The following is a 22,265-nucleotide window of genomic DNA, read 5'->3' on the forward strand; positions in this document are numbered from 1 at the left end:
GCAATCCTGTGGGAGCGAGCCTGCTCGCGAATATGAGCGAAGCGAATGCTTCAGGAAACCTGCACCCGCTGCTTCTCAACCACCCGACTACGACCATACAGCACAACAATCGCAATGATCGCCACCGCCTGGGCGCTCAACGAATACGCATCGGCATGAATCCCCAGCCAGTCGAACTCAAAGAACGGCACCGGCCGCGTACCGAAAACTCCCGCTTCCTGCAGCGCCTTCACGCCATGCCCGGCAAACACCACCGACAAGGCGCACAAAAGACCGGCGTTGATGCTGAAGAACAGTGCCAGCGGCAACTTCGCCGAGCCGCGCAAGATCACCCAGGCCAAGCCGATCAGCAGCACCAGCGCCGTGGCCCCACCGGCCAGCACCGCGTTGTGTCCCGCGGGACCTGCCTGCAACCACAGGGTTTCGTAGAACAGAATCACTTCGAACAGTTCGCGATACACCGAGAAAAATGCCAGGGTGGCAAAGCCGAAACGCCCACCGCCACCCACCAGGCTGGTCTTGATGTAGTCCTGCCAGGCCGCCGCGTGACGACGGTCATGCATCCACACCCCCAGCCACAGCACCATGACGCTGGCAAACAACGCCGTCGCGCCTTCCAGCAACTCACGCTGCGAACCGCTGACATCAATCACATAGGCTGCCAGCGCCCAGGTGCCCAACCCCGCCAGAAACGCCAGGCCCCAACCGACGTTGACGCTGCGCACCGCCGCCTGTTGACCCGTGTTACGCAGGAAAGCAAGGATCGCCGCCAGCACCAGAATCGCTTCGAGACCTTCGCGCAGAAGAATCAGCAGACCGGAAATGTAGCTCAGCGACCAGCTCAAACCATCGTTACCCAGCAGCTCGGCCGATGCCTTCAACCTGGCCTTGGCCACCTCCAGACGCTGTTCGACGTCGCTCACCGGCAGACCGTCCTGCAACGACTGACGGTAGGCCATCAGGGATTTTTCCGTGTCTTTGCGCACGTTGGCGTCAATGTTGTCCAGCGAGCTTTCAACAAGCTCGAAGCCTTCCAGATACGCCGCTACCGATAAGTCATAAGCCTGATCATGCTCACCGGCACGATACGCCGCGATGCTCTTGTCCAGAGTGGCTGCGGTGTAGTCTAGCAATTGCGCCGGGCCACGCTTGACCTGCGGCGGTTGTGCCCGCTGGGCACGGAAGGTCGCGCCGGCTTGCGGGCCTTCGACAGCCTGCACTTCGGCCGGAGTCTGACGAGCCAGGTCGGCGATGTTGTAGGTTTTGTCAGCATTGGCTGTCGCCAGGTTGACACTGAAGCTGGCGATATAGGTGGCCAGGTCCCAACGCTGACGATCATCCAGTTGATCGGCAAAGGCCGGCATGTCAGTCCCTTCAACGCCAAGGCCCAAGGTGTTGTAGATCGCGTAGAGGCTCAGTCGATCCAGTCGTGTGCTATCGCGCAAATTGGACGGCGGTGGCGTCATGCCAACACCTGCCGGGCCGTCACCGGCCCCTGTATCGCCATGGCAGACCGAGCAGTGCTGAGCGTACAGCGGCGCACCACGCGCCGGGTCCGGCGTAATGACCGGGGCCTGGCTGACTTCATAGGCCACGGCCAGCTTCGCCCCCAGTTGCCGGGCCTGGCGCGCGACGTCAGCACCCTCCTGACGGGCGCTGATGGAACTTCCCAGCGTGGTCAGGCTTTGCTCCAGCGCAATTTTTTCCGGTTTGGCCGGCATCGCCGCCAGCAGACTGCCCAGCGTCTTGACCGACTCTTGCTGCGCACGAAATCCGGTCTGATCCATGATGCTGCCCGCCTGCACCGTGTCCGGGTAATCCGCGCCGATGTAATCGAGCAAGTGCAGCGCCTGCGGCGCACCTTCGGCGGGGGCGGCCAGCAGCTGAACGCTGCACGCCGCGAACAGCGGCAGCAATAGCCAGGCCAGGAAACGGGAGGGGGAAATCATGAATGAGTCTCAATTTTAAAAACGAAGTTACATATTGTTAACGCCCAACGGGTTTCGCTCAAGCGTTGTTGGGGCTTCCTGCGACTTCGAGGACTCTCCAAGGTACTGATGCGCCGATAAAAAAGGCGACCGCTTGGGTCGCCTTCTCGGGTTTCGGTCGATTTACGCCGCGGCTCTGCGTAGCGTCGCCATGAACGCTGCCGCACCGATGAACAGCCCGGCAAAGGTTCGGTTCATGCGTTTTTGCTGTTTCGGTGTGCGCAACAGACGCAGCACCTTGGAGGCCAGGCCGGTGTAGCCGGCCATGACGATCAGGTCGACGCAGACCATGGTCACGCCGATGATCACGTACTGGATCAGCAGTGGCGCGTGCGGATCGATGAACTGTGGCAACACCGCCAGCATGAACACAAGCGCCTTGGGGTTACTGATGTTCACCAGAAAACCACGGAACACCAGGGCCATCGGCTTGCCGATCTGGCGCACCGCCGCGTCATCGCTCATATCGCTGGGCAGTGCACGCCATTGCTTGATCGCGAGGTAAACCAGATACGCCACACCGAACCATTTGATCACATGGAACGCGGTGGCCGATGCGGTAAGAATCGCGCCAACTCCGGCGCCGACGATGGCGATCTGCAAAGCCAGGCCCAGTTGCAGGCCCAGAGCGTTCCAGTATCCGCGCCAGAAACCGTACTGCAGACCGCTGGACATCGACGCAATGGCGCCGGCACCGGGAGACAGGCTGATCACCCAGCAGGCGGCAAAAAACGCCAGCCATGTTTGAAGCTCCATTGCACACCTCGACTCAGACTCGTGACAGACGTCTAAGCTAATGCGGCTTTGGGTGGATGACTACCGATTTTTTGCTGGATGTTGCGGTTGCCGACCAGCGCTTACGGCTTGAGGGCCCCTTCGCGAGCAGGCTCGCTTGTATGTTTAGACTTGAAGGGGTGGGCGGGACTAAAAGCTCGATTCCGACTCTAGCCAGTACGGACCGTGGGAGACTTCTCGTTCCGCCCTTTCTACCTAAAGCGCCGATAAGGAATTCATCGGTTAATACCGACGATAGAGGCAAGCCAGCGCTACGGTAGACCCCGACAAGCACTTAAACCCTAGCTCCGAGGATTCGTCATGACAATCCTTACCTCGCCAACGGTGGTTGGTGTCGATGTGGCCAAGGCAGAAATCGTCGTTTACCGCGAAGATCTGAAAATCACTCAGTTCATCAACAACGATCGCACAGCTATTGGGCGCTGGCTCAAATCCCTGCCGGCGCAAAGCTCGATTGCCTTGGAAGCCACCAGTCTCTACCACCTGGATACCGCTGAACTGGCCCATGGCATGGGGCACCGAGTTTACGTTGTGGACCCTTATCGGGTGAGCCACTACCGCGAAAGCATTGGCCAGCGAGCAAAAACCGACCCCTGTGATGCGCGTTTGCTGGCACGTTACCTGACCAGTGAGCAGGATCGGCTTCGCATCTGGAATCCACCTCCGAAGCTCTACACCGTGTTGAAAAGCCTCCTCAACAAACGTGCAGAACTGATGAAAGCCCGGGTTAGCATCATGCTGAGCTGGTCGAGTGAGCCCCTTCTCAAAGACCTTCTGGCCCAAGAGCTGGAGCACTTCAAACAGACTGATCAGGCTATTCAGAAATTGCTGCGCAAAGCCAGCCAAGAGGCCGGGATCACCGAAAACATCAGACGTTGCCAAGCGATTGAAGGGATTGGCGAGCTCACGGCCACGGGTCTGGCAGCCACTTTTATGCGTGGTCAATTCGCCAGTGCCGATGCGTTTATTGCCTTTTTGGGAATGGACCTGAGGCCGAAGGACTCAGGAAAGAAGCACAGCCCGCGCCACTTGAGCAAAAAAGGCGATGGGGAGCTGCGGCGTCTTGCGCACAATGCAGCAATGGCGGCTTGCCGGTCTCCCGTCTGGAAACCGCTCTATGAGTCTTACTTGGCAAGAGGCCTGGCCAGAACTCAGGCTCTGGTCATCCTCGCCCGCAAGCTCTGTCGGGTGGCATTCGCCCTCATGAAAAATCAGAGCGAATACCAGCCAAATTTAAGGCTGCAGGGTTCCCCTGCAACATAGAATCTCCCACAGGGAATTGCGTGTCTTGCGGAGGAACTCGGTCGAGTGTGGGAGCGAGCCTGCTCGCGAAGGCGGCCTGTCAGGCAACAAAAGGCTTACTTTTCGAACCCGTTGGAAGGGAAAACATCCGTCCCGCGCCAACGCCTAACCGAGCGCTGGAAGAACAAACTGTTAGGCACTTGCACCATGGCGCTGCCAGTGCCGAGTTCTTCGGCCTCGACCAGCGTGGTGTACAGCAGATTGATTGCTACCACCCGGCCTTTGACGCCGGGCTTGTCGGTGGTATCCACCAATTCGACCACATCACCCAGGCGGAACGGGCCGACAGTGAAGATCAGGATCGCGCACAGCAGGTTCGACAGCACGCTCCACATGGCGAAAAACGCCACCGCCGCGACTGCGACGAATCCCGACAGCGCCGTCCAGAGCACCGTGGCCGATACACCGAGTCGCTCCAGCACGAAAATCAGCGCACTGCCCATGATCAGCCAGCGCAGGCCGCCGCGCAGCGGCATCAGCAATTGCGGCGGAAACGGATAGCGCTCACCGAGGCGGGTCAGGCACTTGGCGACAAAGCGCTGGGCGAAGTAGCCAGCCAACAGGATCAGCAGGATTTGCACGCCGAGCCAGATCGGCTCGGCCCACACCGCCGGCAACGGCAGCTTGAAGGCGTCCATCAGGACAGCGCCTCCAGCTCCGCCTGCATGCTTTCCAGCAACTCCAGGGCTTCCATCCACGCTTCTTCCAGCTCCGCCTCACGCCCCTTCAGCTTGGCCTGTTCGGCCAGCAGATCACGCAATTCGTTCTTTCGCGCCGGCTCATAGATATCGCTGTCGCCGAGGCTGGCATCGATTTTCGCGAGTTTTTCGTGCAGCTTGCCCAGCTCGGTTTCAAGCTTGTCAGCTTCGCGTTTGTGCGGCGCCAGTTGCTGGCGCAACGCAGCGGCGGCCTGACGCTGGGCTTTCTTGTCGGTCTTGTCCGGGTTGACCGGCGTATTGCTGACCGGGGCATTGCGCTGGCGATAATCCACCAGCCAGCGGGTGTAGTCCTCCAGGTCGCCGTCGAACTCTTCGACCTTGCCGTCCGCCACCAGGTAGAAGTTATCGGTGGTGCTTTTGAGCAGGTGACGGTCGTGGGAGACCACCAGTACCGCACCACTGAATTCCTGCAGGGCCATGGTCAGCGCCAGGCGCATCTCCAGGTCCAGGTGGTTGGTCGGTTCGTCGAGCAGCAACAGGTTCGGTCGATCCCAGGCGATCAAGGCCAACGCCAGGCGCGCCTTTTCGCCACCGGAAAAATTCAGCACCGGCTCGTCGATTCGCGCACCACGGAAGTCGAAACCGCCGAGGAAGTCGCGCAGGGTCTGTTCGCGCTCGGTCGGCGCCAGGCGTTGCAAATGCAACAACGGGCTGGCCTTGGAGTCCAGAGAATCGAGTTGATGCTGGGCGAAGTAACCGACCACGGTGTTCTCGCCACGGGTCAAGCGGCCTGCCAATGGCGAAAGCTCACCGGCAAGGTTCTTGATCAGGGTCGATTTACCGGCACCGTTAGGTCCGAGCAGACCGATTCGCGCCCCGGGGGTCAGTTGCAGCTTGACCTTCTCCAGTACGGCTTTATCGCCATAACCCAGGCGGGCATCGGACAGGTCGATCAACGGGCTGGAAATCTTCTGCGATTCACGGAAGACAAAGTCGAACGGCGAATCGACATGGGCGGCGGTCAGCTCTTCCATCCGCTCCAGCGCCTTGATCCGGCTCTGGGCCTGACGGGCCTTGGTGGCCTGGGCCTTGAAGCGGGCGATGTAGCTTTCCATATGCGCACGTTGCGCCTGCTGCTTCTCGTAGGCTTGCTGTTGCTGGGCCAGGCGTTCGGCACGGGCGCGCTCGAAGGCGCTGTAGCCACCGCGGTACAGGGTGATCTTGCGCTGATCGACGTGGGCCACGTGGTCGACCACGGCATCGAGGAAGTCCCGGTCATGGGAAATCAGCATCAGGGTGCCCGGATAGCTCTTGAGCCATTCTTCGAGCCAGATGATGGCGTCGAGGTCCAGGTGGTTGGTCGGCTCGTCGAGCAGCAGCAGGTCCGATGGGCACATCAAGGCCTGCGCCAGGTTCAGGCGCATCCGCCAGCCACCGGAGAAATCCCCGACCTGACGATCCATCTGCTCGTTGGTGAACCCAAGGCCGGCCAGCAGCTTGCGCGCCCGGGCGTCGGCGGTGTAACCGTCGGCGCTGTCGAGTTCCGAGTGCAGGCGGGCCTGTGCGGCACCATCATGGGCCGCTTCGGCTGCCGCCAGGTCGCGTTGCACCTGGCGCAGGCGCAGGTCGCCATCGAGCACGTAGTCGACCGCCAGGCGTTCGAGGGTGTCGACCTCCTGGCGCATGTGGGCGATACGCCAGTCGGCCGGCAGGAAGCAATCACCCGAGTCCGGGTGCAGCTCGCCCCGAAGCAGGGCGAACAGGCTCGATTTGCCGGCGCCGTTGGCACCGATGAGGCCGGCTTTCTGGCCGGCGTGCAGGGTCAGCTCGGCGTCTTCTAGCAGACGTTGCGGGCCACGCTGTAAAGTCAGGTTCTGAAGTCGAATCATAATGGCGGCGGAGTCTACCAGCTTCGCTCGCAACTGGCGCGAGTAGCACTATGTCCTCTGACCTGTGGAGCTTTTCCCTGACCACCTACGCCCGTCCCGGCGTCGAGCAGGCATGCCTGCAATTGCAATCGGCGGGGGTCAATGTGTGTCTGTTGCTGTGTGGTGCGTGGTTGGGACAACGGGGTGTTGCCTGCGATGAGCAACGCTTGCAGCAACTATGCGGCGTGGCCGTCTCGTGGGACAGCGATGTCGTGCGACCGTTACGCGCCTTGCGCACACAATGGAAAGCCGGGGCCACGGAGGACGCCGATCTGCATACCCTGCGTGAACAAGTAAAGGCACTCGAACTGGAAGCCGAGCGACATCTGTTGTTGCGGCTGGAAAGAGCGGCGCAGAGTTGGCCGCAAGGTGCCGAGACCGATCTATCGGCCTGGCTGGAAGGTGTGGCGGCTGAGGCCGCCCACCTGCACCGCGACGCGCTGCATCAGCTGCGCGTCGCGGTAACCGGCACTTAGGAAGCGCTGGTTGGGGTGGTTACAGCGCTCGAAGTTGCGGCAGGCGTAGGCGCTGGCGCGACTGTCGAGGTCGTTGCTGCCGGAGCAGGTGCTGCTGGCGCGGCCGGAGCGACTGGCTTGGCAACCGGTGCGGTGGCTGGCTTGGCGGCGACCGGCTTTTTCACTGCAGGTTTGGCCGCTGGTTTTGCGGCGGGTTTTGCAGCAGCCGGTTTGGCGGCAACTGGCTTTGCAGCGGCTGGCTTGGCGGCAGCGGCAGGTTTCGCTGCTGCCGGTTTTGCGGCTGGTTTTGCAGCCGGTTTGGCAGTCGCTTTTACAGCCGGTTTTGCCGCTGGCTTGGCTGCTGGTTTGGCAGCGACGGGTTTGGCAGCCGGCTTGGCAGCAGGTTTCGCCGCGGCGGTCCGGGTGGCTGGTTTAGCGGCCGGTTTTGCAGCCGGTTTAGCGGCGGCGGTTTTCGCTGCTGGTTTGGCAGCGGCGGCTTTTGCAGCGGCAGGTCGTGCGGCGGCAGGTCGTGCGGCGGCTGGCTTGGCAGCCGTGGTTTTAGCCGCAGGTTTTGCGGCGCTGGCAGCAGCCGGTTTTCTCGCAGCCGGTCTGGCAGCCGGTTTGGCAGCGGCAGTTCTCGCTGCTGGTTTGGCAGCTGCCGGTTTTGCAGCAGCAGGCTTGGCCGGTGCTTTTGCAGCAGCCGGTTTGGCGGCGGCTTTCTTCGCAGGTGCCGCAGCAGGTTTGGCCGCGCGCAGGGACAACACCTTGCCGACAGCCTCTTGTACACGACCGACGCCCTGGGCCAGTTTCAGGCTTTCCTGAGCATCGCGCTTGAGTTGCAGAATGTAGCCGCGGGTTTCCGATTGACGATCCTTCAGGGCATCGAGCAGCTCCTCAAGATCAGCCACTGCGTCCTTGGCCTTGGCTTGCGCCTTGGCTTTTCCGGCTGCCGCAGCGTCCTGCAATTTGGTGCGGGACTTGTGCAGTTTTTCTTGCGCTTTTCCGCGCTGCTTTTCCAGTTTGGCGAGCAGTTTTTCAGCATCAGCCAAGGCTTCGGAACAAGCGGTTTCCAGGTGCTCGAGCAGGCTGCCCGAGAGTTGTTGGAGCAGGTGCAATGGAGTGTTTACTGGCTTCTTGGTGGCCGACATGGTTTACCTCCTGGCTGAAGTGAGTGCGGCTCATACTAGACCTCTGCTGCAACCGCCGCTAGGGCATGTTGACACTATCGAAAGCGTTGCGTTGCAAAGGACTGAAAAACTTCTGTGCCGAAGCAAAAGCAGTTCACCGTTGCGCGCATTCTCACTGGCATAATCGCCCGCAATTCAGGTCGGAGAGTGCCCATGTCGCGCTACCTTTTTTTATCGCTGTGCGTGTTTTTTTCGGCGACTCAGGCCGCCGCAACAACACAGGAAAATGAAGCCCACGATCTCGCTTACAGCCTGGGTGCGAGCCTTGGCGAACGCTTGCGCCAGGAGGCTCCCGACCTGCAACTCCAGGCACTGGTCGAAGGATTGCAGCAGGCCTATCAGGGCAAGCCGCTGGCGCTGAAGGACGAACAGATCCAGCAGATATTGACCGAGCATGAGGCCCGGATTGCCATGCAGTCAGCCGAGCCGCAAAGCGAAATGGCACTGGAAAAAGAACAGAGTTTTCTCGCTGCAGAGAAAGCCAGACCCGGCGTGCGCGAACTGGCTGATGGCGTGCTGCTAACCGAATTGACGCCGGGTGCTGGCGCCAAGGCCGGACCGAACGGCAAGGTACAGGTGCTGTATATCGGTCGCTTGCCCGACGGCACGGTGTTCGATCAGAACAGTCAGCCACAATGGTTCAGTCTCGACAGCGTGATCGCCGGATGGCGCAGCGCATTGCAAAACATGCCGGTCGGGGCGAAATGGCGACTGGTGATTCCATCGGCCCAGGCCTATGGTGCCGACGGTGCCGGCGACGTGATCGCACCGTTCACTCCACTGGTGTTCGAAGTCGAATTGCGTGGCGCTACCGACTGACGACACAAACGAAAACGGCGTGCCTTGGCACGCCGTTTCGGGATCTTGCAGGAAGCGCTTCAGGCCTGAACCGAATCGGTTTCCTTGTGGGCTGTGTGCAGCACTTCGATCAGGCAGTCTTCCAGTTCGAAGCGTTCATGCAGCAGTCCACCGAGTTCCTTGAACTTCTCCGCGACGCATTTGCCTTCGTCGCAAAGGTCATTGAACGCAAGCAACTTTTCAGTGATGACATCGATGCGCGGGTAGATGGTCTCGGCGAGCTCCAACCCACGCTTGTCGTTGAAGGCCTTGGCCTCCCCCGTCAGCTGTTCGTAGATCTCGAAATGCCCGGCGGACACATAATCCACCAGCACACCGCAGAACTCCTGCAAGGGTTTACGATCCTCGCCTAGCGCCTCAGGCTTTGCGCCAAGCTTGTCGTAGGCATCGATCAGCTCTTTGCGCTCCTGCAACCAGCGGTCAATAAGCAGGTGCACTCCACCCCAGCGTTCCTGAGCATTCTGACAACTTTCGAGCATGGTGATCTCTCTTCCCTTGTGGGTCAGCTGCTCTATGCCCGTTCGCCTCTTGTAACGTCAGTGGGCGGTCAGGCAGAGCGTCATCGAGCAACAAAATTCCAATGACACGTGCGGGCCAGATTATGCCCGCACGACACTGGCTTCAAGGTACGCAGGCGATAATGTTCATACAAGTGTTTAATCGCCCGCCAAGGCCCGGTGCGACGACTCGCCGCTGAGTGGTCGCTGATAGCTGATCCAGACCAGTCGCAACGACTGGTAAACGGCCAGAATCAACATCGCGACGAAGAACAGCAGGCTCCACTCTGTGAGACTCAGATCGAACAGTGTCCAGGAAATCTCCACACAATCGACAGCGCCCTTGAACATTTGTTGTACGACGGATAGCCACGGGGAGCTGACCAACAGCTCTGCCAGATGGGTCGAGCACGCCGCTGCCTGTTCCGCCGGAAGGCTTTGCAGCAGGACCTGTCGCCACGCCGTGACAGTGCCGGCCAGACTGCAACCAAGACTGAGCAGCCAATACAGAACGTTTCCGATGCGACCAGGGCCATGGACCGAAGCCATCAGGCAGATACCGGTAAAGAGTGCCAGGCAAAACCGTTGCATGAGACACAAGCCGCAAGGCCGCAGACCGACTGCATATTCCAGATAATAGGAAACGCCCATCGCCAGGGCACCCGCAACGAAAGCCATGAAAAACAATGAGCGTGAGCAGGCCAAAGACATGGCTTTTCCGTAAAAGTAGTGACAGACCGTTACGGTAGAGGAAAGCGCGACGGCCTTTCAAGGCAAGCGCCCACAGAGACTTCAGCAAAGGTGTAGGGAAATCCCGACGCAGGCGAGAGGATAATAAGTAGTCCTCTGTAGGACTTTGCCTGCGACGAAATCTGGCAACTGAATTTCAACCCATCATCGTACTGCGGCGAGGAAGTTTTCTGCCTCGCCGCAGGTCATCGCCTGGACGCCTGAGCCTGGCGCCTGCAAATGGGTCAGGCGCGGACCGGCACTGGCAGGGGGGCCGCGAGCAAGCGTTCGTCCAGCAAGCCCAGGCCTTCCTGAAACAGCTGATTGCTGCGCTCGGTATCGCCCATTTGCGCCAGCAACCTCGCCAGTTCCGCACAGGCTTCCGGATTGCGTTGTACTCGCAGGCTGTTTTCCAGGTAGTCCCGGGCCTTGCCCCACAAACTGTTTTGCAGGCACAGACGACCCAGCGTCAACAGCAGGCCCGGATCGGCCGGATGGTCTTTGAGCCAGCCTTCGGCGGCCTGCAACTGGCGGGCCGGTTCTTTGCCGCGAACCAGTCCGTAGAGACGCGCCAGGTGACTGTCGAAGCTGCGTTTGAGAGCGGTGCGCAGCACTTCTTCGGCTTCGACCTGAGCCCCCAACTGACGCAGTTGTTCGGCATACGCGAGCACCAGTTGCGGCTCCTGACGCTGTGCCGAGGTCAGTTGTTGCCAGGCACGTTCGAGCGATTGTTGCCCCACCGTCCCGTCTTCTTCCCGTTGCGCCGCCAGCGACAGGTTCGCCCCCCAGGCCCGACGCTCCAGTTCGGCAAGCTCGGCCGCCGGCAGAATTTTGTCCTTGCGCAGCTCCGGCAACAGGCGGATCACTGCCGACCAGTCACCACGCTGCTGAAGCAGGCGCTGCAACTGACGCAGGGTCTGTGCGTTATGAGGGTGGCGCTCGCGCATGGCTTGCAGGGTGGAGAGGGCGCCTTCGGTATCACCGCGATCAGTCTGCAACTGGGCGTGGTTCAAGGCGATCGCCAACTCGGCCTGAGGCTGACGCTCCAGGGCACGCTCCAGCAAGCTGTCGCTTTCTTCGTAATTGCCTTGTTCGTTTGCGGCACGGGCCGCACCGAAGTAGTAAAGCAGCGGTTGGCGCTCGGCTTCGGCAGCCCGATGCAAGTGACGCTGCGCGCTGGCCCAGCGACCCTCGGCGAGATCGAGTTGACCGTGCTCGATTGCCACTTGCACACGACGGCTGCGGTTACGTCGCGACCACGGATTGACCACGCCACTGGAGGCCATCAACAGTTCGACCAGCGACTTGACGCCCCAGATCACCAGCCAGAGAACAGCCACCAGCGCCAACGTAGCCCACAGGCTCGACTCATAGCGGAAGGTCTTGTAGGCAATCAGCACGTAGCCGGAATGTTCTGCAATCGCCAGCCCCAGCGCAGCGGCAGCGGCGATCACGAGGAACACGATCACATAGAGGCGTTTCATGGCGTGGCCTCCGGCGCGGTGTTCGCGGCTGGCCTGGCCAGTGGCTTGACCGAATCTTCGGCGTTGACGTTGCGCCGCTCCAGATACCCCTGCACCGCACTCAGGGTGCCGGTCATATCCGGCGTGACGACGGTGACGGGTTGCTGGCTCAACTCGGCCACCTGCTCAAGCATGATTTTGCTTTGCGCGTTGTCCGGGTTGAAGTTGCCTTTGAGGATGTCCCGCGCTTCGTCCAGCACTTGGGAGTAAACCGCCGCCTGGCCATTGAGTGCGGCCCACTGTGCTTGCTCCAGTGCCAGGCTCAGGGCCAGGCGCACCTGACTCAGGCTCTGCCCGGCCAACAATGGGCGAACGTTTTTATCGGCATTGAAATCGATACGGATGTAACGCGAAATCTGATCCCACCATTGTGCCCAGCGACTGGCACCGTCGCCATCGGCGGTCAGGCCCAGCAGCGAATCGCCGCGATCCTTGTACTCCGGCGCCAGCTCGGTGAGGCTGGCCACCTGATCGCGCAACGCGCCCAGACGCAGGAACAACCCTGTGCGATCCGGCTGTTCGGTACTGCGCAAGGCAATCAGGGTCTTGGCCACCTGCTCGCGAGCGGCAAAGGCGCCCGGATCGTTCTGCTCACGCAGTATCTCGTCGGCACCCTGGACCAGTGCCTGGGCGCTGCCGATATCCTGCAAGGCAGACAGTCGCAGGCTGGCCAGACGCAACAGATGCTCGGCCTCGGCCAGTCGCCAATCCTTGCGACTGGCGCCGAGTACGGTTTCCAGACGCTGATTCAGACGCTGCTGATCGCCCTGCAGCTGGATCACCAGGCGACTGCGTGCTTCCAGTTCATCGGCGGCAGGCAATTGTGCCAGGCGTGCGCTCAAGCGCTCCTCATTGAGCTTGAGGTTCTGCGCCTGGTCATTCAACGCCTGAACCTGGCTCAGTTGCTGCTGACTATTGGCCTGCAGGTGACGCACCTGCCAGACACCCCAACCGCCCACCGCGACACCGGCCGCGCCCAGCAGCAGCGCGACGATAGCCAGACCATTGCCTCGACGCTGCACGGCAGCAGGTGGCGGCGGCGGCATTTCATCAACAGGAGCATCAACAGGTGTATCAAGCACCAGTCGCGAGTCATCTTTCGGCAAGGCTGTTTCGCTCACGTATCCATCCTTTGCATTAGAAAACGGGCACGGGATGCTCCCGTAACGCCGTCAGCAAGGCCGCGGCACTGGCACCGCGGCAATCCACAACTGTTTTGGCCCCGGCGGCACGCGCCAGCTCGGCAACCCTGGGGCTTGGTACAAACAACGGCAACCGCGCCAATTGCGGCCAGGCGTCGCCGGCCAATTGATGCAGGTGCTCAAAACCTTGTCCACTGCTGACCACCAGCCCGTTCAGGCGTTCCGCCTGGATCCGTTGCGGCAGCACTGCCGGCGGGTAAATCGGCAATGCCCGGCGGTACACCTCCAGATACTCGACACTAACACCAAGCTCACGCAAGCGTTCAGCCAGCAACTCGCGCCCGCCCTCCCCGCGCAGGATCAGCACTCGCGCATCGGGTTGTGCGATAGCCTCGCGCAGTCGGGAAAGTTCGAGCAAGGCTTCACTGTCATCGCCTTCTGCCGGGAAGCTCACGTCCAATCCGTGATCCTCGAGGATCTGCGCAGTCGCCGCGCCAACGGTGAACCACTTCACAGCGGGCGGCGCAGGCCAAAACCGCTCAAGCAGTTCGACGCCGATCCGCGCGGCCGGCTTGCTGACCACGATGACGGCGCAAAACTGATCCAGCACCTGAATCACCTGACGCATTGTGTCAGTGGTCGCAAGGGGCACGATGTCCAAAAGCGGCAGACTGTTACTGAATATCCCCTGCTCGGCCAAAAAACTGCTCAGCGCCGCCGACTCATCGGCGGGACGCGTCAGCAGCAAGCGCCAGCCAGTCACTCGTGACCAGCCTCGCCATAGACCGCTTTCAGAATCTCGTCGGCGCCCTGGCTCAAAAGGTCTTCGGCCACTTGCACACCAAGCGCCTCGGCATCGCCACGCGGCGCACGGGCCTGGGCACTGAGCAGCCGGCCACCACTCGGATCACCGACCAGCCCGCGCAACCAGACCTGCTCACCTTCCAGCACGGCGTAACAGGCAATCGGCACCTGGCAACCGCCATTGAGGTGCTTGTTCAGGGCACGTTCGGCGGTCACACGGGTGGCGGTGTCCTGGTGATGCAGGGGTGCCAGCAGCGCATGAATTTCGCTGTCGGCGCTGCGGCATTCGATCCCCACCGCACCCTGGCCACCGGCCGGAAGGCTGTCGTCGACACTGATGGCCGAGGTGATGCGATCTTCAAAGCCCAGACGGATCAGGCCGGCAGCGGCAAGGATGATGGCGTCGTATTCACCGGCATCGAGCTTGGCCAGACGGGTGTTGACGTTGCCGCGCAGGAAGCGGATTTCCAGGTCCGGTCGACGGGTCAGCAATTGAGCCTGACGGCGCAGGCTGGAGGTGCCGACGATGCTGCCCTTGGGCAACTCGTCCAGGCTGGTGTAGGTGTTGGAAACGAAGGCATCGCGCGGGTCTTCCCGTTCGCAGATGCAGAACAGGCCGAGGCCTTCGGGGAAGTCCATCGGCACGTCCTTCATGGAGTGCACGGCGATGTCGGCTTCATTTTCCAACAGCGCGGTTTCGAGCTCCTTGACGAACAGGCCCTTGCCGCCGATCTTCGACAGCGGTGAGTCGAGCAGCTTGTCGCCACGACTGACCATGGGGACGAGAGTCACCAGCAAGCCCGGATGAGCCGCTTCAAGGCGAGCTTTGACGTATTCGGCCTGCCACAGGGCGAGTGCGCTTTTGCGGGTGGCGATGCGGATCTGGCGAGAGGACATGGATCAATCCGTACTGAATAGATACGGCAGATAATAACAGCTCAGCCAAATCCACTTTGACTTGTATCAGATACTACTCGGCCTCCCTGGCCCCGGATGTCCGGCAATCGGGTGTGAAATTCACCTGCGGACAGCTGTTTAAAGCTGCTGCATCATCTTGCGCACGCCAGCCACATGGCGCCGGCTGACGATCAGCGCATCACCATTGAGGCCTTTGAGGAACAGCTGAAAATGCCCCAGGGGTGTGCGTTGCAATCGCTCGATACGCTCGCGGGCGACCAGTGCATTGCGATGGATACGCACGAAACGGTCACCGAATTCGTCCTCGAGGGCCTTGAGCGGCTCATCGAGCAGCACCTCACCGCCTTCGTGGCGCAAGGTCACGTATTTGTGGTCGGCAATGAAGTACACCACCTGATCCAGCGGAATCAACTCGATCCCTTTACGGGTTCGGGCGCTGATATGGCTGCGCGGGCCGTTGCCGCTTTCGGCAGCAGGGCGGGTCAGGGCGGCGAGCTGGGCACGGCTGGGGCGCTCGGCTCTCTTTAATGCGTCATGTAACTGTTCAGTTCTCACAGGTTTCACCAGATAGCCTACGGCGCTGGCCTGTAAGGCTTCCACGGCAAATTCATCGGGCCCGGCGCAGAACACCACGGCGGGCGGAGTTTCGCGTTCACACAACCGCGCAGCCACTTGCAGGCCATCGAGGCCGGGCATGCGGATATCAAGCAGCACGATATCCGGCTTGTGGCTGTCGATCAGTGCCAACGCCTCTTCGCCATTCGTGGCACTAGGCTCCAGGACACTGTATCCCTCGAGTTCGCCAACCATTCGGCTCAGGCGCTCGCGGGCCAAGGGTTCGTCATCAACGATCAGGACATTCATATTGCGCTGGATTCCTGCGTGAGTCTCGCACAAGGATAGCGTAGACAGGTGAAGTGACGTCTGTCACCGCGATCCACGCTAAGACTAGCCCGAACGTCAAAAAGTGCCGCTGGTCGGGCGGCTAAATTTTCATCTGCCAGGCGACTGGCAGCCCGGGCCCGCATTGGCGACACATCGCCACAGGGTTTGCTGATACGCAATATGAACACCCCACTCTCTTTATGGTCAGCGGCTGCACCGAGAATTGCGCTGAGCCTATTGTCCAACTGTAGACGGTTGCCGGGACGTTATTGCTCAATTGATAAATATCGTTGCGCCAATGTAGGAGCGAGCCTGCTCGCGATGGGCGTTAACCATAACGCGTGCTTCCTGGATAAACGCGTCGACGTCAGGTTCATCGCGAGCCTGCCCGCTCCTGCAGGTCCAGTGAAAACCTGTCGACCAGTGCCAGCGACAGGATTGGCAACCCTGTTATTATCCGCGCCAGCGTTCCACGCCTTCTTTCATCAAGCCGATACGAGCGAATTCATGAGCACTGACAAGACCAATCAGTCCTGGGGCGGCCGCTTCAGTGAACCCGTCGACGCCTTCGTCGCCCGCTTCACCGCCTCCGTCACCTTCGACCAGCGCCTGTATCGCCACGACATCATGGGCTCGATCGCCCACGCCACCATGCTGGCCAAGGTCGGCGTGCTGACCGATGCCGAGCGCGACAGCATCATCGATGGCCTGAAGACCATCCAGGGTGAAATCGAGGCCGGCCAGTTCGACTGGCGCATCGATCTCGAAGACGTCCACATGAACATCGAGGCGCGCCTGACCGACCGCATCGGCGTGACCGGTAAAAAACTGCACACCGGCCGTAGCCGTAACGATCAGGTCGCCACCGACATCCGTCTGTGGCTACGTGACGAGATCGACCTGATCCTGGCCGAAATCACTCGCCTGCAAAAAGGCCTGCTGGAGCAGGCCGAGCGTGAAGCCGCCAGCATCATGCCGGGCTTCACCCATTTGCAGACCGCACAGCCGGTGACGTTCGGGCACCACATGCTGGCCTGGTTCGAAATGCTCAGCCGCGACTACGAGCGCCTGGTCGACTGCCGCAAACGCACCAACCGCATGCCGCTGGGCAGCGCGGCGCTGGCCGGCACTACCTACCCGATCGATCGTGAATACACCGCACAATTGCTGGGTTTCGACGCGGTTGGCGGCAATTCGCTGGATAATGTCTCCGATCGCGATTTCGCCATCGAGTTCTGCTCGGCCGCCAGCATCGCGATGATGCACCTGTCGCGTTTCTCCGAAGAGCTGGTGCTGTGGACCAGTGCGCAATTCCAGTTCATCGATTTGCCCGACCGTTTCTGCACCGGCAGTTCGATCATGCCGCAAAAGAAAAACCCGGACGTGCCGGAGCTCGTGCGCGGCAAGACCGGCCGCGTATTCGGCGCACTGATGGGCCTGCTGACCCTGATGAAGGGCCAGCCCCTGGCCTACAACAAGGACAACCAGGAAGACAAGGAACCGCTGTTTGACGCCGCCGACACCCTGCGCGACTCGCTGCGGGCCTTCGCCGACATGGTTCCGGCGATCAAGCCCAAGCACGCGATGATGCGCGAAGCGGCCCTGCGTGGTTTCTCCACCGCCACAGACCTGGCCGACTACCTGGTGCGTCGCGGCCTGCCATTCCGTGATTGCCACGAAATCGTGGGTCATGCCGTGAAGTACGGCGTGGACAGCGGCAAGGACCTGGCGGAAATGAGCCTGGAAGAACTGCGCAAGTTCAGCGACCAGATCGATCAGGACGTGTTCGCGGTGCTGACACTCGAAGGTTCGGTCAATGCCCGTAACCACATCGGCGGCACTGCACCGGCGCAGGTGAAGGCTGCTGTGGCGCGCGGTCAGGCGCTGCTCGCCAGCCGCTAAAAGCCAAAAGCTTCGCGAGCAGGCTCGCTCCCACAAAGGTATGCGTCAGACACAGGTTTTGTGTGTGACGCAGCACAAAGTGGGAGCGAGCCTGCTCGCGAATGCGATCTTAAAGGCGTAACAGAGCTACTTCTTGGCCGCGACCATCGCCATGAACGCCGGCATCGCCGCTTCCTTGTCCGCCGCAATCCGCTGAACATTCGGATTGTCCCCCAGACGCCCCAGCAGCGCCTTGGCCGCCGGCAGCTCAGCCAACAGATCGATATCAAACAGCTTCTTCGCCACACCACAGGCCAGTGGCACGCTGTACAGGAAATACAGATCCGCAATGCTCAAGCTGTCGCCAGCCACATAAGGGCTGAACTTGCCGTGCCTGCCGAGCGACGCAATTCCCAACAGTAGCTCGGCTTTGGTTTTTTCCTTGATCGCATCCGGCAGCGTCGCGCCGAAAAACGCCTCTGGATAACTGGCGCGAGCTGGCAGTTCGATGTACAGCTCGATTTCCCTGGCCAACGCCAGCACCTGTGCCCGCTCGAAGGGCTCGGCTGGCAACAGTGGCTTGCCTGTGTGGTTTTGCTCGATATATTCGAGGATCACGCTGGTTTCATTGATGAAACCCTGTTCGACACCCAACACCGGTACCTTGCCGCGAGGGCTGATGGCCAGCGCTTCAGGTGTCTGGCCGGCATAAAACGGCACTTCTTCGAATGGCAACCCCTTCTCCAGTAACGCCAGCTTGACCATGTTGTAGTAGTTGCTGACGGAAAATCCATAAAGCTTGAGCATCACATAGCCTCCGGGCCGTGCAAGGGGTTGGCAGTGCCTTGTTATAGAACGCCCGGGCTGTTCTTGCCAGCAGCATCACGGCCCTGAATGCGGGTAAACTGGCCACCTTTCCCTGAGGAGCCTGCCATGAGCGAGCCGAACGATATCGACAACGACGAAGAAGAGTTCGCCGAAAGTACCCTGATCCAGGCCATCGAAAACCAGATCGAAAGCGACAACCCGCCAGCGGCCAAGGCGACCTTCAACAAGCTGACGCTAGTGGGTTACGAACGAGAAGAAATCCTCAACTTGATGGCCCACGTTCTGGCGGTTGAAATCGACGCGATCCTCGAAGAAGACCGCGCGTTCAACACCGAGTGGTACGAAGCAGCACTGCGCGCATTGCCCGAGTTGCCGCCGGAAAAAAAATAAGGCTACACCCCCTGTAGGAGCGAGCCCGCTCGCGAAAAACCCGAGAACGCCGCTGGCATCTGGTTTTACGCGTCATCGCTGACGACCATCGCGAGCAAGCTCGCTCCTGCAAAGAAAAAAAACCCTGTCACGGACACTGGACATGCCGCACAAGCGGGTTCACCTTAGGGACGCTGTCGCCAAATTCCTAGAAAGTCTGGAGTCCTTATGTCGCTTACCCCTGAGTTGGTTGCCGAACTGGAAGTCCTCGCACTCTTCAACCTGGACAGTTCCCAGGAAGGGCTGAAAATTCATCAGACCGCTGCCCCGAAACACATTGCCGCCGCCAAACGCCTCTTTGAAAAAGAACTGACCGACCAGCCTGATGGCGGTTACCTGACCAGCCTGGGTCGTGACGCCGCGCAAAATGTGCAATCCGTGCTGACTATTCTTAACGCCGAAGCAACAGCCTGAATTCTGCCGCATTGCCCACGGAGACCCCGATCCAGGGATTTCCGCGGGCACACCCCCCTGATTTCTGCCTCCAGCCGATAGAAATCTGACGCCAGAAAAACAAAATCAACTTAAAAGTCCTCGCCTCAAGACGCTAAACTGCCCCTCACCTGAGCCCCCACGTCCGAGCCCTGCGAGCCGGTTTGAGCTGACATGACCCGCACCCATGAAATCCGCCCTGATCTGGACGAGGGAATCGACCGCAAGGTTCTCAGCCAGCTGCGCGCACGCTTTCTGAAACTCAACGAAGGACGCATGGCCCGCGCCATGGAAGGGTTGTCGACGCGCCAGCAAGGGGTCCTGACCTTGCTGCCGTTGTTTTTCCACGTCAATCATCCACTACTGCCCGGCTATGTTTCCGGTAGTACGCCGGCCGGGCTGTCGAATTTCGAGCCGGATGCCAATGTCCTCGCTGAAGCCCAGCGCCTGACCCGCTCGTTTTCCTACAAGCCGCGCCACGGCAGCAACCCGCCCCGGCCGATTCACGGACTGTTCCTGATGGGCAGCCTCGGCACCCTGGCTCAGGCCGACCAGAGCGACATGGATGTGTGGGTCTGCCATGGGCCGGACCTGACCGAGAACGAACTCGCCGAACTGCGCAAGAAATGCCAGCTGCTGGAAACCTGGGCCGCCAGCCAGGGCGCCGAAGCGCACTTTTTCCTGATTGACCCGAGCCGTTTCGTCCGTGGCGAGCGCGATACCCAACTCAGTTCGGAGGATTGCGGCACCACCCAGCATTACCTGTTGCTCGACGAGTTTTACCGCACCGCAATCTGGCTGGCCGGGCGTACACCGATCTGGTGGCTGGTGCCGGTCTATGAAGAGTCGAGCTATGACCGCTACACCCATACCCTGATCTCCAAACGCTTTATCCGCGCCGATGAAACCCTCGACCTCGGCAACCTGGCCTTCATCCCGCCCGGCGAATTTATCGGTGCCGGGCTCTGGCAGTTGTTCAAGGGTATCGAGTCGCCCTACAAGTCGGTGCTCAAGCTATTGCTGACCGAGGTTTACGCCAGCGAACACCCCAGGGTTCATTGCCTGAGCCTGCGCTTCAAGCAAGCGGTGTTCGCCAACCGCCTCGACCTCGACGAGCTGGATCCGTACGTCGTGGTGTACCGGCGCATCGAAGAATACCTGCTCGCCCGCAACGAACCGGAACGGCTGGAACTGGTGCGTCGCGCGCTGTATCTGAAGGTCAATCGCAAGCTGACCGGCAGCAGCCGCACCCAGAGCTGGCAACGTTCATTGCTTGAGCGCCTCGCCCGCGAATGGCACTGGGACCAGCGCCAACTGGCGCTGCTCGATAGCCGCAGCCAGTGGAAAGTCCGCCAGGTCAGCGCCGAGCGACGGGCGCTGGTCAACGAGCTGAACTACAGCTATCGCTTCCTTACCCAGTTTGCCCGTCACGAACAGACAGTCAGTCGCATCAACAAGCGCGACCTGAGCGTCCTCGGTCGCCGACTGCATGCCGCTTTCGAGCGCAAGGCCGGCAAAGTCGAATTCATCAACCCCGGCATCGCCCCGGACCTGGCCGAAGACACCCTGACGCTGGTGCACGCGCCGAACAGGAAAGAACCGGGGCAAGGCCAGTGGGGCTTGTACAACGGCAGCCTGACGGCGCTGGAGTGGGAACATTTCGCACCGATCAAACGCAGCCGGCACTTGCTCGAGCTGCTGACCTGGTGCCACCGCAATGGCGTGATCGACAGCAGTACCCGCCTGGCCTTGCATCCAGGCGCCAGCGACTTGAGCGAATTCGAACTGTTCAACCTGTTCGGCAGCCTGCAACAGACCATCGCCCTGCCCTTGCCCACCGTCGCCGAAGAACCTCTGTTGCGCGCCAGCGTGCCGAGTGAGGTGCTGATTCTGGTGAATGTCGGCATCGATCCGCTCAAGCACCATCGCGACCTGAATATCCTGATGACCACCGAGCGCACCGACTCATTGAGCTATGCCGGCGTCCGGGAAAACCTGGTGCTGACCCTGGACCAGGTCACGCTCAATAGCTGGAACGAAGTGCTGGTCGGTCGCTATGACGGCCCCCACGCCCTGCTCGACTGCATCCGCGACTACCTCAACAACCTGCCGGCCGGGCCGCAACAGCCAAAGTTACGGGTGCGTTGCTTCTGCCATAACCGTGCGCAGTTCATCGCCCAACGGGTGGAAGAAATCCTCGATACCGCGCAGAACCTGCTGCTGAGCCGGCTCAATCATCGCTACCTGATCCAGGTCCAGCAGCACTACCACGTGCTGGAACTGGTGCCGGGTCAGGTCCAGCACATCGCGCTGGCCACCCTGCCGGCGCTGATCGATTACCTGGGCGAGGAAATGGCGAGCTACAGCCCGCTTCACCTGGACCCGAAGGCACTGGAAGAGCACGACCTTGCGCTGTTCCTGCCCACGGGCCAGCCGGGTTGCATTCAAGTGTTCTACCGGGTCAACGAAGATCAGGCCGATCTGTACGTGCTCGATGAGTTCAATGCCCTGTGGCAGCAACGCCTGCCCTGGCACGACGAGCAAAGCCTGCTGGTGCCGCTGCAGCGCTTCCTGCAATCGATCCGGTACCGTCGCGATGCCTTGTTGCCGATGGACGCAGCCCACCCGCTGAACCTCGACACACTGTATTGCCAGTTGCTGCCGTCAGGCCCTGGCCGGGCGCGCCGCATCGAAGCCCGGCCGGTACCGCAGACTCCGGTGAACAAACCGTTCTATGACGTGCAGGCAATTGTCGGCAAAGCCGCACCGGGTCAGGTGCAGGTAACGCTGTATTGCAATCAACAGGAGTTTTCCGAACTGGAGCACGGCGATCAGCTGTTCAGCGTGGTCGCCCGGGAAATCGTCGGGCAGCGCCGGGAAACCGAACGCTACCGCTGCTACATCACCGACCTCGACCTGTCAGGCCTGCCTGGCGAAGGGCAGAGTTCCACCCATCTGTACCTGCGCTACAAGGCTGACCTGGAGCGCGCATTGAACGAGGCGCTCGATCAGGTCTGAGGCGGGG

Annotated in this window: 20 protein-coding genes; 7 read left to right on the plus strand and 13 right to left on the minus strand. The window is 60.8% G+C overall.

The window, feature by feature from the left end:
- Window positions 1-50 precede the first annotated feature (50 nt).
- Together ACEN8E_RS28545 and rhtB are read right to left on the minus strand one after the other, a co-directional pair.
- Entirely contained in the window at window positions 51-1,949 is a 1,899-nt protein-coding gene (locus ACEN8E_RS28545; protein WP_495590722.1) for an FTR1 family protein, read from the minus strand.
- A 162-nt stretch (window positions 1,950-2,111) separates the two neighbouring features.
- Window positions 2,112-2,744 carry a homoserine/homoserine lactone efflux protein gene (gene rhtB, locus ACEN8E_RS28550; RefSeq protein ID WP_495590723.1) on the minus strand — a complete coding sequence of 211 codons (633 nt, stop codon included), beginning with the start codon at window positions 2,742-2,744 and terminating at the stop codon, window positions 2,112-2,114.
- A 339-nt stretch (window positions 2,745-3,083) separates the two neighbouring features.
- Between rhtB and ACEN8E_RS28555 the strand changes: the two genes are divergently transcribed.
- Window positions 3,084-4,046, plus strand: coding sequence for an IS110 family transposase (locus ACEN8E_RS28555; protein WP_495589505.1), 963 nt, complete (start codon window positions 3,084-3,086; stop codon window positions 4,044-4,046).
- Between the two features lie 95 nt (window positions 4,047-4,141).
- On the opposite strand, the gene ACEN8E_RS28560 is transcribed toward ACEN8E_RS28555, so the two are convergent.
- A complete protein-coding gene (locus ACEN8E_RS28560) occupies window positions 4,142-4,723 on the minus strand; it encodes a mechanosensitive ion channel domain-containing protein (RefSeq protein ID WP_495590724.1) in 582 nt (193 codons plus the stop codon).
- A complete protein-coding gene (locus ACEN8E_RS28565) occupies window positions 4,723-6,633 on the minus strand; it encodes an ATP-binding cassette domain-containing protein (protein WP_495590725.1) in 1,911 nt (636 codons plus the stop codon). Before ACEN8E_RS28565 ends, ACEN8E_RS28560 begins: the two co-directional genes overlap by 1 nt.
- Window positions 6,634-6,683: 50 nt before the next feature.
- Here ACEN8E_RS28565 and ACEN8E_RS28570 point away from each other — a divergent pair, with 50 nt between their 5' ends.
- Window positions 6,684-7,148 (plus strand): TIGR02444 family protein, encoded by a 465-nt coding sequence (locus ACEN8E_RS28570; protein WP_495590726.1) that lies wholly within the window; start codon window positions 6,684-6,686, stop codon window positions 7,146-7,148.
- Here ACEN8E_RS28570 and ACEN8E_RS28575 read toward each other — a convergent pair.
- Complete coding sequence (locus tag ACEN8E_RS28575; RefSeq protein WP_495590727.1) at window positions 7,145-8,275, minus strand: AlgP family protein; 1,131 nt, start codon at window positions 8,273-8,275, stop codon at window positions 7,145-7,147. The two genes, ACEN8E_RS28570 and ACEN8E_RS28575, sit on opposite strands and share 4 nt — an antisense overlap.
- A 192-nt stretch (window positions 8,276-8,467) precedes the next feature.
- Here ACEN8E_RS28575 and ACEN8E_RS28580 point away from each other — a divergent pair, with 192 nt between their 5' ends.
- Window positions 8,468-9,133: an FKBP-type peptidyl-prolyl cis-trans isomerase gene (locus ACEN8E_RS28580; RefSeq protein ID WP_495590728.1), complete on the plus strand. Its 666-nt coding sequence runs from the start codon at window positions 8,468-8,470 to the stop codon at window positions 9,131-9,133.
- Between the two features lie 59 nt (window positions 9,134-9,192).
- Here ACEN8E_RS28580 and rsd read toward each other — a convergent pair whose 3' ends face one another.
- The 7 genes from rsd to ACEN8E_RS28615 all read right to left on the minus strand — a co-directional run bounded on the left by rsd (window position 9,193) and on the right by ACEN8E_RS28615 (window position 15,649).
- The gene (rsd, locus tag ACEN8E_RS28585) at window positions 9,193-9,651 is read right to left on the minus strand and encodes a sigma D regulator (protein WP_495590729.1); all 459 of its coding nucleotides are present in this window, start codon (window positions 9,649-9,651) and stop codon (window positions 9,193-9,195) included.
- Between the two features lie 177 nt (window positions 9,652-9,828).
- On the minus strand, window positions 9,829-10,380 hold the full coding sequence (locus ACEN8E_RS28590) for a disulfide bond formation protein B (protein WP_495590730.1): 552 nt from the start codon (window positions 10,378-10,380) through the stop codon (window positions 9,829-9,831).
- Window positions 10,381-10,643: 263 nt separating this feature from the next.
- Entirely contained in the window at window positions 10,644-11,882 is a 1,239-nt protein-coding gene (locus tag ACEN8E_RS28595; protein ID WP_495590731.1) for a heme biosynthesis HemY N-terminal domain-containing protein, read from the minus strand.
- Complete coding sequence (locus ACEN8E_RS28600) at window positions 11,879-13,042, minus strand: uroporphyrinogen-III C-methyltransferase (protein WP_495590732.1); 1,164 nt, start codon at window positions 13,040-13,042, stop codon at window positions 11,879-11,881. The genes ACEN8E_RS28595 and ACEN8E_RS28600 overlap by 4 nt, the downstream gene beginning before the upstream one ends.
- A gap of 16 nt (window positions 13,043-13,058) precedes the next feature.
- Window positions 13,059-13,826 carry a uroporphyrinogen-III synthase gene (locus ACEN8E_RS28605; protein ID WP_495590733.1) on the minus strand — a complete coding sequence of 256 codons (768 nt, stop codon included), beginning with the start codon at window positions 13,824-13,826 and terminating at the stop codon, window positions 13,059-13,061.
- Window positions 13,823-14,764: a hydroxymethylbilane synthase gene (hemC, locus tag ACEN8E_RS28610; RefSeq protein ID WP_495590734.1), complete on the minus strand. Its 942-nt coding sequence runs from the start codon at window positions 14,762-14,764 to the stop codon at window positions 13,823-13,825. The genes ACEN8E_RS28605 and hemC overlap by 4 nt, the downstream gene beginning before the upstream one ends.
- A 138-nt stretch (window positions 14,765-14,902) precedes the next feature.
- Complete coding sequence (locus ACEN8E_RS28615; RefSeq protein WP_008015500.1) at window positions 14,903-15,649, minus strand: LytR/AlgR family response regulator transcription factor; 747 nt, start codon at window positions 15,647-15,649, stop codon at window positions 14,903-14,905.
- A gap of 528 nt (window positions 15,650-16,177) precedes the next feature.
- Between ACEN8E_RS28615 and argH the strand changes: the two genes are divergently transcribed.
- Window positions 16,178-17,572, plus strand: coding sequence for an argininosuccinate lyase (argH, locus tag ACEN8E_RS28620; protein WP_007978825.1), 1,395 nt, complete (start codon window positions 16,178-16,180; stop codon window positions 17,570-17,572).
- A gap of 126 nt (window positions 17,573-17,698) precedes the next feature.
- On the opposite strand, the gene ACEN8E_RS28625 is transcribed toward argH, so the two are convergent.
- The gene (locus ACEN8E_RS28625; RefSeq protein ID WP_495590735.1) at window positions 17,699-18,358 is read right to left on the minus strand and encodes a glutathione S-transferase family protein; all 660 of its coding nucleotides are present in this window, start codon (window positions 18,356-18,358) and stop codon (window positions 17,699-17,701) included.
- Between the two features lie 126 nt (window positions 18,359-18,484).
- Between ACEN8E_RS28625 and ACEN8E_RS28630 the strand changes: the two genes are divergently transcribed.
- From ACEN8E_RS28630 to ACEN8E_RS28640, 3 genes are all read left to right on the plus strand, one after another.
- Window positions 18,485-18,769: a hypothetical protein gene (locus tag ACEN8E_RS28630; RefSeq protein ID WP_495590736.1), complete on the plus strand. Its 285-nt coding sequence runs from the start codon at window positions 18,485-18,487 to the stop codon at window positions 18,767-18,769.
- A gap of 207 nt (window positions 18,770-18,976) precedes the next feature.
- Window positions 18,977-19,222: a TIGR02647 family protein gene (locus tag ACEN8E_RS28635; protein ID WP_495590737.1), complete on the plus strand. Its 246-nt coding sequence runs from the start codon at window positions 18,977-18,979 to the stop codon at window positions 19,220-19,222.
- A gap of 192 nt (window positions 19,223-19,414) precedes the next feature.
- Entirely contained in the window at window positions 19,415-22,258 is a 2,844-nt protein-coding gene (locus ACEN8E_RS28640) for a class I adenylate cyclase (protein ID WP_495590738.1), read from the plus strand.
- Window positions 22,259-22,265 lie beyond the last annotated feature (7 nt).

The sequence above is a fragment of the Pseudomonas sp. Pseusp9 genome (assembly GCF_059491265.1).

Bases quoted from the DNA above. Each gene is read 5' to 3' on its own strand.
- ACEN8E_RS28545 (WP_495590722.1), bottom strand. From the start codon at position 1,949: ATGATTTCCCCCTCCCGTTTCCTGGCCTGGCTATTGCTGCCGCTGTTC.
- rhtB (WP_495590723.1), bottom strand. From the start codon at position 2,744: ATGGAGCTTCAAACATGGCTGGCGTTTTTTGCCGCCTGCTGGGTGATC.
- ACEN8E_RS28555 (WP_495589505.1), top strand. From the start codon at position 3,084: ATGACAATCCTTACCTCGCCAACGGTGGTTGGTGTCGATGTGGCCAAG.
- ACEN8E_RS28560 (WP_495590724.1), bottom strand. From the start codon at position 4,723: ATGGACGCCTTCAAGCTGCCGTTGCCGGCGGTGTGGGCCGAGCCGATC.
- ACEN8E_RS28565 (WP_495590725.1), bottom strand. From the start codon at position 6,633: ATGATTCGACTTCAGAACCTGACTTTACAGCGTGGCCCGCAACGTCTG.
- ACEN8E_RS28570 (WP_495590726.1), top strand. From the start codon at position 6,684: ATGTCCTCTGACCTGTGGAGCTTTTCCCTGACCACCTACGCCCGTCCC.
- ACEN8E_RS28575 (WP_495590727.1), bottom strand. From the start codon at position 8,275: ATGTCGGCCACCAAGAAGCCAGTAAACACTCCATTGCACCTGCTCCAA.
- ACEN8E_RS28580 (WP_495590728.1), top strand. From the start codon at position 8,468: ATGTCGCGCTACCTTTTTTTATCGCTGTGCGTGTTTTTTTCGGCGACT.
- rsd (WP_495590729.1), bottom strand. From the start codon at position 9,651: ATGCTCGAAAGTTGTCAGAATGCTCAGGAACGCTGGGGTGGAGTGCAC.
- ACEN8E_RS28590 (WP_495590730.1), bottom strand. From the start codon at position 10,380: ATGTCTTTGGCCTGCTCACGCTCATTGTTTTTCATGGCTTTCGTTGCG.
- ACEN8E_RS28595 (WP_495590731.1), bottom strand. From the start codon at position 11,882: ATGAAACGCCTCTATGTGATCGTGTTCCTCGTGATCGCCGCTGCCGCT.
- hemC (WP_495590734.1), bottom strand. From the start codon at position 14,764: ATGTCCTCTCGCCAGATCCGCATCGCCACCCGCAAAAGCGCACTCGCC.
- ACEN8E_RS28615 (WP_008015500.1), bottom strand. From the start codon at position 15,649: ATGAATGTCCTGATCGTTGATGACGAACCCTTGGCCCGCGAGCGCCTG.
- argH (WP_007978825.1), top strand. From the start codon at position 16,178: ATGAGCACTGACAAGACCAATCAGTCCTGGGGCGGCCGCTTCAGTGAA.
- ACEN8E_RS28625 (WP_495590735.1), bottom strand. From the start codon at position 18,358: ATGCTCAAGCTTTATGGATTTTCCGTCAGCAACTACTACAACATGGTC.
- ACEN8E_RS28630 (WP_495590736.1), top strand. From the start codon at position 18,485: ATGAGCGAGCCGAACGATATCGACAACGACGAAGAAGAGTTCGCCGAA.
- ACEN8E_RS28635 (WP_495590737.1), top strand. From the start codon at position 18,977: ATGTCGCTTACCCCTGAGTTGGTTGCCGAACTGGAAGTCCTCGCACTC.
- ACEN8E_RS28640 (WP_495590738.1), top strand. From the start codon at position 19,415: ATGACCCGCACCCATGAAATCCGCCCTGATCTGGACGAGGGAATCGAC.